6 protein-coding genes are annotated in these 8,723 nt (G+C 27.7%); 2 read left to right on the top strand and 4 right to left on the bottom strand.

Annotation, left to right across the window (positions count from 1 at the left end):
- Nucleotides 1-361: 361 nt before the first annotated feature.
- Together Tmeso_RS15415 and Tmeso_RS15410 are read right to left on the bottom strand one after the other, a co-directional pair.
- The gene (locus tag Tmeso_RS15415) at nt 362-1,720 is read right to left on the bottom strand and encodes a diadenylate cyclase (RefSeq protein WP_187296407.1); all 1,359 of its coding nucleotides are present in this window, start codon (nt 1,718-1,720) and stop codon (nt 362-364) included.
- Between the two features lie 786 nt (nt 1,721-2,506).
- Nucleotides 2,507-3,571: a flavodoxin family protein gene (locus Tmeso_RS15410; RefSeq protein WP_330400375.1), complete on the bottom strand. Its 1,065-nt coding sequence runs from the start codon at nt 3,569-3,571 to the stop codon at nt 2,507-2,509.
- Nucleotides 3,572-3,714: 143 nt separating this feature from the next.
- Between Tmeso_RS15410 and Tmeso_RS15405 the strand changes: the two genes are divergently transcribed.
- The gene (locus Tmeso_RS15405) at nt 3,715-5,250 is read left to right on the top strand and encodes a PucR family transcriptional regulator (protein WP_242967959.1); all 1,536 of its coding nucleotides are present in this window, start codon (nt 3,715-3,717) and stop codon (nt 5,248-5,250) included.
- Nucleotides 5,251-5,620: 370 nt separating this feature from the next.
- Entirely contained in the window at nt 5,621-5,977 is a 357-nt protein-coding gene (locus Tmeso_RS15400; RefSeq protein ID WP_099192797.1) for a NifB/NifX family molybdenum-iron cluster-binding protein, read from the top strand.
- A gap of 238 nt (nt 5,978-6,215) precedes the next feature.
- On the opposite strand, the gene Tmeso_RS15395 is transcribed toward Tmeso_RS15400, so the two are convergent.
- Nucleotides 6,216-7,940: an S-layer homology domain-containing protein gene (locus Tmeso_RS15395; protein WP_099192795.1), complete on the bottom strand. Its 1,725-nt coding sequence runs from the start codon at nt 7,938-7,940 to the stop codon at nt 6,216-6,218.
- Between the two features lie 43 nt (nt 7,941-7,983).
- Nucleotides 7,984-8,523 (bottom strand): GNAT family N-acetyltransferase, encoded by a 540-nt coding sequence (locus tag Tmeso_RS15390; RefSeq protein ID WP_242967958.1) that lies wholly within the window; start codon nt 8,521-8,523, stop codon nt 7,984-7,986.
- Nucleotides 8,524-8,723: the final 200 nt, after the last annotated feature.

Below are 8,723 nucleotides of genomic sequence, written 5' to 3'. Positions count from 1 at the left end.
AATAATCATAATATAACTGAGCTCCTTATTTGTTATTTTTGGTTTTGTCACTAAAGATTATTAACAATTTAAGGCTCAGTTATGTTATTTTTTGAATTGAATTTATTCAATTACTTGTAAAGTGGTGTTTAGACTAAGATTTTTACTCTTTAATATCCAATCAATATTTTTTGAAAAACCATGAGAAATAATAACTCTATTACTTGTCTGATTAGGTTCAACTTCTAATATCGAACGGATAAAGTCTAATTTTACTACTACTTCAAAATAAAATAAATTTAAAAATCTATAATATTAAATTAAAAAAACAGAATTATTCTTACAAATTTATAAATAAAAAACATTAAATTAATTATATTATTTAACCAATTTTAACTAGCAATTTACCTCTGTTATATATAGTTATCGGCCCATCTTCTGAAATTTTAATTGAGGTTCCATATATACTTGAATTCCATGCTGCTGTACTTCTAGCACCTGAAAAGCGCTTTAAATTATTTATACCCAATAATCCTAGGTCCTTTTGTCTAGGTTCTGCAACCATGCATGCTACGTCTAAAACTATTCCTTTTTTTGAAAGAACAAGTGCTCCATCACTTTTTGTTGCAGCCATTATTATTTGCTTATGCATTAATATATTTACATTCAATCCTTTTACTGAATTACGTAAATCTTTATTAACCTTTTGTTTATTAACATGATCAGGAACCATCTTTTCTATAAATTCATTTTTATCAGGTATAATAATTAATGCACCATGCCTCTCAAAGCTCAAATCAAGAGATAGTCTAAGCAATGAATATGCAAATTCTTTATTAAATAGTGTTGATAATATATTATACACGTGTATATAATTTAAATAATGCCATCTACCTTGAGTTTTATGAAAAATAGCACCGTTTGGAAGCATTATATATATATCTCCATTAGCTGTGGTAATAAATAATGCAGTACCAGGTACTAAAAAATGTCGTATTGCTCTCATGCTTTCATGTGGTGCAAAACTCAAACTTTCTCTATGTTCAGTTTCTGATGGTATATTAAATATTCCAATCAAATCTCCTCGATGTCCTAAGCCAATCAAACCAACCCTATTTACATCTACAGCAGACCTTACCCATTGTTCTGATAGTAACCCTTTTTCTAACTTAATGGGCTCTGTAAATTTTACAAATCTATCTCTCAAAGCTTTTTCTATCCATTTTTCCTCATTAATCATAAACAAACAATATGTAAATGGATTTCCTTCATATCTAAGAGCTGTACTACTTTCAACTATTTGCATCCATTTTACCATAGGTGTAGTTATGAATGTGGAAAATTTAGCAATTGCTCTTTGAAACTGTGTTGGTCTAAGTGTAAACCACAGGTCAGAATGTGTCTGAGTATTTGAAATCGTTCGTATATCCTCATTAAAAACCCTACAAAAACAATTGCCAAAATCTATATCTAGCTGCTCAGGTCTTTGAATAACATCTAACAAAACTCCACCTAATAGTTCTTCTTTTCCTGAATAGGAATAAATAACTGCAACTATGCACTTATGAGTTTCGTCCCAAAATAAATAAGACTTTTGAAATCTGGTTTCCCCTTTTTCATTCCAATACTTAATAATGTCACGTTCATCAAGATATTTATGTTTGGTAAATGCAAATATATTCGATAAAGATTTGCGAAGTTCCTTTTTTATATCATTACTAAAAACTCTTATGCCTCTCATCATTCCTTATAGTTTCCTTCCCTATTATTTAAATATGTAAAGTTCAATTACACAATAATATTTCTATTTATATAAATGTTAGCCTTATAACTAACAAAATATTCTAAGTATGTGAATACTTGAGTAATAAAACATCTAAATTGATTAATTTTTTAGGTACTTCCACCTATAATAATTCCAAATATATCTCATTCTTGCTATTCTATATACTTTAATATTGGCATATATTCTTTTAAACAACTCAAATCATCCAGTACCTAGAAAATATCTATTATAGCAAATACAGATAAATACAGTCTCCGCCCAATGTATAAGCTATTAAATATATAGAGAAATCTTGTTTACTATACTTCTATAAATAAATCATGTGATAGTCAGCTTTAAGGAAAGTAGAAATAACTATGGTACAAGAAAAAACCGAGAATATTGTTGATACAGAATTTAATAGGAAAAGTACTTAGAGATTGTGGTAAGTGATTTAAGCCATGTAAATGTCAAAGTAAAGTGGGACTATAGGGGAAATGAATTTAAGAATAAAGCTATAGATAAGCTAAGGTGTACCCCATTTTTTGTACAAACACTACTTGTCTATTTTAAAAATTTATATTTCTTAAGTAAAGTCAAAAGAGACCAAAATAAATTAATCTCTTCATGATTTCATTAGTTATGATAAAACATTATAGGCATAATTTTCCTCAATATAAAATATATATTTCCCTTATAATCCCAATGCACCTACTTTCTATATTCAGATTTATATTTAGTAAAATAGTCTATTTTGTGTTATTATCTAATAATTTTAATTGTAGAGAATTTTAGCTCTTTGTATTTATTAAACTTTTCTTTAATAATTGCTAGATTTTCATCTGTATAAAAACCACCTTGTGTATGACCAATCTCTGTCATATGGTGTTCTCTTCCTTCAACGGTAGTACGATCACGACATAGCCCATTTTCAGCAATAACAAATTTCCACTTGCCGTCTTTTGTTTTTTCTAAGTCTCCACCCGCACCACAAACTTGACATTCAATTGGAAAGTGTAGTCCATCCCACTGAACTTCCCCTAAAATCAACGCGTTAGAGTGACAATTTGGACACCATCCCATGTTTTCATCCCCTAACCATTTTCTTTTTTCTACTGGAGTATTTAATGCCTTCATAATATTATTACCAATTTCATGAGCACGATTAATCATCTCATCATGTAGTAAGCATTGTTTTGCTGCTGGTACACGAGTGGCTAAATGCATATCAACAATTTTAAAATCATTTGTAAAACAAGTTGCCTGCATACATTCTAGTGCCATAGACTGCCATGAACGAGTAGACCCACCAACAGCAATTAGAGCACCCACCCTATCTCTATGTTCAATCGCACCTATTGATTCTAAAAATGCAGACTCATAACTTAAATTTCTATGCATAAATTTTAAAAATGTTGCAGTTGGCATTAAATCATATGTAGGTGCTGAGAAAATAACAGCATCTTGGTTTAACATAACGTCCATAATTGCTTTTTTATCATCTTTTTTATCTAATGTACAGCCTACATGTTTTCCTTTTGTCATGCCATGTGTACAAACTGTACATCCTGTACACTCCATAATATTATAATCTCTTAAATCAATCATTGTAACTTCTGCCCCTTGGTTTTGACAAGCTAAAAGTGCCTCTTTTAATAAAATTTCTGAATTTGAATTTTTTCTTCCTGCTGTAATTCCCATTACTTTAAAAATCATAATAACATCTCCTTTTATAATTATGTCTAATAGTGTAATATTTCTGAGACTTTTGTTAAATTCTATGCTCGTTTGATATACCTTTTTATAACTAAAACATTTTAAAAGCATATATTTTTTGTTACACTAATCATGAACCTCTATAATTCTAGCATAAACTAATATACCATTCATCAAAAAACAGTCTGAAAATCATGCAGTTTGACCATATGATTTTAGACATTTTTCTAAACTATAAATAAGGAGGAAATTTTTTGCCTAAACTAAAAATATTATTGGATTTTCTTAAAGACAGAAGTAATGCTAAAATTTCAGGACAATATAATCCAAGTTGTATAATTAATGAGATTTTATTTTTACAAAATAATACAGAACTTTCTTCTAATACCTTATACTTAACTACAACATTTGATAAATCTTTATTTATTAGTGAGTATAATATTTTAATAGTTACACATAAGATAAATAAAAATACAAATGCTTTACAAATAGAAACTCAAGATAGTGTAGAAAAAATTTATAAATTAATTTATGAATTCATGCTTATAAAATATAGATTATATGAAAAAAAATATGAAATTCATAATAGTCTATATAATTGTAATGATACTAATAAAATTTTAAATATAGGTGAATATTATTTAAGCAATCCTATTTTCATCTTAGATACTAGCTATCGTATCATAGCCCGTTCTACCACTGCGGTTTCTGTTGTCGATGATATACAAAATTACAATGGTGAATCTTATTTGTTAGTTGATACTGTTAATATGATGAAAAAAAATAAATGTATAGATAACATTTATAGTTCAAATAGGGCTTTTTTTCACTTTTCAGATAAAAACCTTATTTTTTGTGGGATCCGTATCAATAATGTTACAGTATCCTATATATGTGTTTTGCAAAAATATCGTCAATTCACTGAAGATGATTTAGAGTTAACAAACACCTTATCACAAACGCTTTCTATTCAATTACAAAGAGATAATTCATTCATAAATAGTTCTGGATTAGAAGAAGAATATTATTTAATGGATTTGTTGATGAATCGAATTGATAATCTTCACTATATTAAACAAAGACTAGAAACCGTAAATTTTAAATTGAATAAAAATATATTATTAATATCTATACCTTTTTGTCAAACATATCAAGATTATCATTATAATACTGGATTAAAGCAGTTGATTAATACAGCTAAAAATATACTCGGAAACTGTATTTCAGCTTATTATGAAGATATGATTATTTTTATGGTAAGTAAAAGAGATGATGAAGTACTTTCTAAAAATGCAAACAAAAAATTTGAAGATTTTTTAATACTTAATAATCTAAAAGCTGGAATTAGTTTGATATTTGAGAACCTACTTGAAACAAAAGAATTTTATGTACAATCTAAGTATGCTTTAAAATTAGCAGAACATCTAAATATAGATAGTAGAATACTATACTTTAAAAATTATATGGAATACTATCTATTTTATATATCACAAAATTTAGATATTAAAGTCCCTAAAATTGAGTTACATACATTAATCCATCCACTTATTAAAAAGCTTATAGATATTGAAAAAAACAATAATACAGAACTATTAAAAACACTAACGATTTATCTAGAAAGTAATAGAAATGCAAATGACGCCTCAAAGAAACTAAATATTCATCGTAGTACATTTTTTTATCGCTTTCATAAAATAGAAGAATTATTAAATGTATCTTTGAATAATAGTGATATATTATTTAAGCTAGAATTATCTTTAAAAATTTTAAAATTTCAAAAGTATATATAATGTCAATACAAAAATATTGTATTTATGTAACTCTAAAAGTCTTCTCCTTCTTTTAATTATCTAACTATTTTCTTTTGTGTCATTTTTATTATAATCAATAGCTGTTTTTGTCGCTATGATAGATTCTATTGCATATATAGGAAAAGATAATATTTGATATTTTTACTTCATTAAAATTAAGATCAAATACCTACTTATAGCTTTATAAATACATTTGTAATTGATTTATTTATTGTTAACTCATGATTTAAACGTTGTTTAACTCTTGACATATGTCTCATACTCCTATATTATTTCCATAAAGAGCATATGCCAACAATTCCACAAGTGCTTCATGCTATTATAACTATTTTATAGGAGGAATATTTATATGAAAATTGCATTACCATCTCGACAAAATCTTATAGATGATCATTTTGGTCACTGTGAATACTTTACTATTTTTACAGTTGACAAGGATAACAAAGAGATAATTTTTGAAGAGACTGTTTCTTCACCAGAAGGATGTGGTTGTAAATCAAATATCGCACAAACTTTATCAGATATCGGTGTATCACTTATGCTTGCCGGTAATATGGGTGATGGTGCCGTAAATGTATTAAACAACTCTGGTATTGAAGTAATACGTGGGTGTTCAGGTGATCTTAAGACTGTTGCACTTAAATGGCTCGAAGGCGTTATTTCCGATTCTGGTGATTCATGCCATGAACATGAATGCCATAATTAAATCATATCTAATATTTAACTTTTATTTATAGACATAATCTTCTATTCTCTCTCATGCACACCACTTAAAAAAATATAGTACTGTACAGGAGAGAGAATACTATAATTTATAACTCTCATCAAGAAATTCTCGTACAAAAGCTTGCATCATCCTTACCAATTATTAATCTATATCATATAAAAATAACAACTCAACACTCATTTGAGGTTCGAGTTGCTATTATCTTACACTTCCTTTATTATTCTACATTATTTTTAATCATATCCCATACTTTCAAATTATATTCATCTTCTCCAAAGTTCGGAATATTTCCTATCCTCCAAACAGAAATTCCTTTTATACCCATTAATCTAGCTAAATCCATCTTTAATCCTATGCTTCTTTCATCTTCATACCATATTTTGTTAGTAGTGTTATCGCCCGAGTTATAATAAGTTATATATGGATTTTTTGATTTATTTCCATATTGAATTTGAATATTTTTTCCGTCACCTTTTTCAATTTTTATTCTATCAGCAATTTTATTATAATCTGGGCTATATGCTTTTTCATTAATAACTATATTATTTACAGTTTTCCACTGAATAGAATCAAAAGAAATTTGAAGCCATATCTTATCTAAATCATATACTCCATTATCTTTATTTGTAATTTCACTTAACGCATAATAAATATCTTTAATAGGAGCAGGTGGAGTCTCAGTATAACCTCTATTCATTTCTTCTTTCGTTAAAGTTTTTGCTCCATAATCATGAGCCATTAATATTACCTTATCCGCAATTTCACCAATGGTTTTGTAATCATAACCTTTAAAGTTTGCTTTTGGATGCACAGCTACATATAGTTTCTTATTTTCTTTATTTAATTCGTTCTTTAATTCACTTAAAAATTCATTAAGTGGTTTTTGAGAAGATTGATTTTTTAAATTTTCAAAATCAATAACAACTCCATCAAATGAAACTTTTTCTCCTTCTTTTTCTACAAGAAGTATGTTGCTTACAATTTCTTTAATCACTGTTTTTTTATTTTCAGGACTATTTATAATATATTCTACTAATCCAACATTACCAACTTTCATTTCATTACTCGCAAATACATTAAGCTGTACAGAAATATTATTTTTCTTTGCTTCATTTACTACATTAGAAAAATCATCTGGAAGCTTAAAGCTATTATTGTTCTTATTTGTTGTATTTAAAGTAATCTTTTTTTCACCAGAATCATATTCTAACCTACTCCACCCAAAACTCATAGAATCAAAGTTTTTTAAATCATTATTATCTTTTATTTTTTCAAATTGGGCATAAGAGCTTATAGCATAAAAACCATGTAATTCATTTATTTTACTATTTACTTTTTCTTCTAGTCTAGTCAACATTGCTGCTGCTTGAGCTCTTGTTGCAGTGTTTTGCGGTTCAAATTTTCTATTTCCCATTCCATTTATTATATCCATGTCCTTAGCAATGAGAATATGTCCGCTATTTTTATTTACGTCATCAAAAGGTTTAAAACCTTTTAAATCACCCTCTATATCTTTTGCAAGAGCATCATATCCTAAGCTTCTTATTATCATTACAGCCATTTCTTCTCTTGTTATTGCCTTAGTAAAATCAGAATCTTTATCAGATTCTTTTATTACGCCATGGCTTGCTGCTGCTTCTATATAAGAATCATACCAGTTAGAACTTTCTACATTTTTAGATACTAAATCCCAATTCATTATTCTAACTAGAAAGGTAATAAATTCACTTCTTTTTACTGTGTCATCTATACCAAACTCATTACTTCCTATTCCATTTGTAATGCCTTTATCCTTTAAATTATAAATATAATCCTTTGCCCAATAATCTTCTTGTACATCTTTAAAAGTAAAGTTTTCGTAACTTTGAGCAAAAGAAAAAACAGGTATAACTGTAAATATTAAAAAAAAGATTATAATGTTTTTATTTATTTTTTTATTCAAGTTTTCTCACCCCTTCTTATCAACTAGTTCCAATTTAAGTCTATTAATCTGTCAACTCATGCTCTAATTTATAATAATCCATCGTCGATGTTTCCATAAAACCGCAAGACTTATAAAGATTGAGAGCATTAGAGTTTTTAGCACCCACTTGAAGCATAACCTCACTTACATTCGATTCTTTTAGCTCTTTTATACCCATTACTAAAATTGCTCGTCCAAACCCTTTACCACGATGCTCCGGTAATACTCCTAAACCATAAATGCCACCAATTTTAGAAGTCAATTGAATATGTATTTTTCCAATAATCTGTTGATCTTTTTCTGCAATGTAAATTATCATCCCCCTCTTTTCTTCCTCTTCAGGTAGTACCATCTCTTCATTCAATATGATTGTTTCTGATTTTTCTGAAATAATATCTAGCTTATTATCATTAGAAGTATTTTTGAAATCTTGAAATTCATCATTAAAATAAATTACATTTTGTCGAGCAATCTCAAGAGCATCTGCATTGGTAGCTTTTCTAAAAGTGATTCCATGTAATTGCCTTTGAAGTGATTCTAAATTGTCTTCTTTGAGATACATTTCATATTCTGAATATTTGTACTGTGCTCCAATTCCTTTTATAATCCATTTCTTAGGTATCTTATTTTATTATCTATAATAGTGCAGTTTTGCTTGAAATTTTTTACAGTTACATAGCTAACGGAATTCCTATGCAATTTTCAGAGTTTCAAAAATTTTATTAATAGGTTCACCTTTTATTGCAGCATTGTAAATATTAA

The organism is Tepidibacter mesophilus, assembly GCF_002724055.1.
In the GTDB taxonomy this organism is placed as follows: domain Bacteria; phylum Bacillota; class Clostridia; order Peptostreptococcales; family Peptostreptococcaceae; genus Tepidibacter_A; species Tepidibacter_A mesophilus.
The sequence above is the reverse complement of the archived record's forward strand: the minus strand, read 5'-3'. Positions and strand labels throughout refer to the sequence as shown.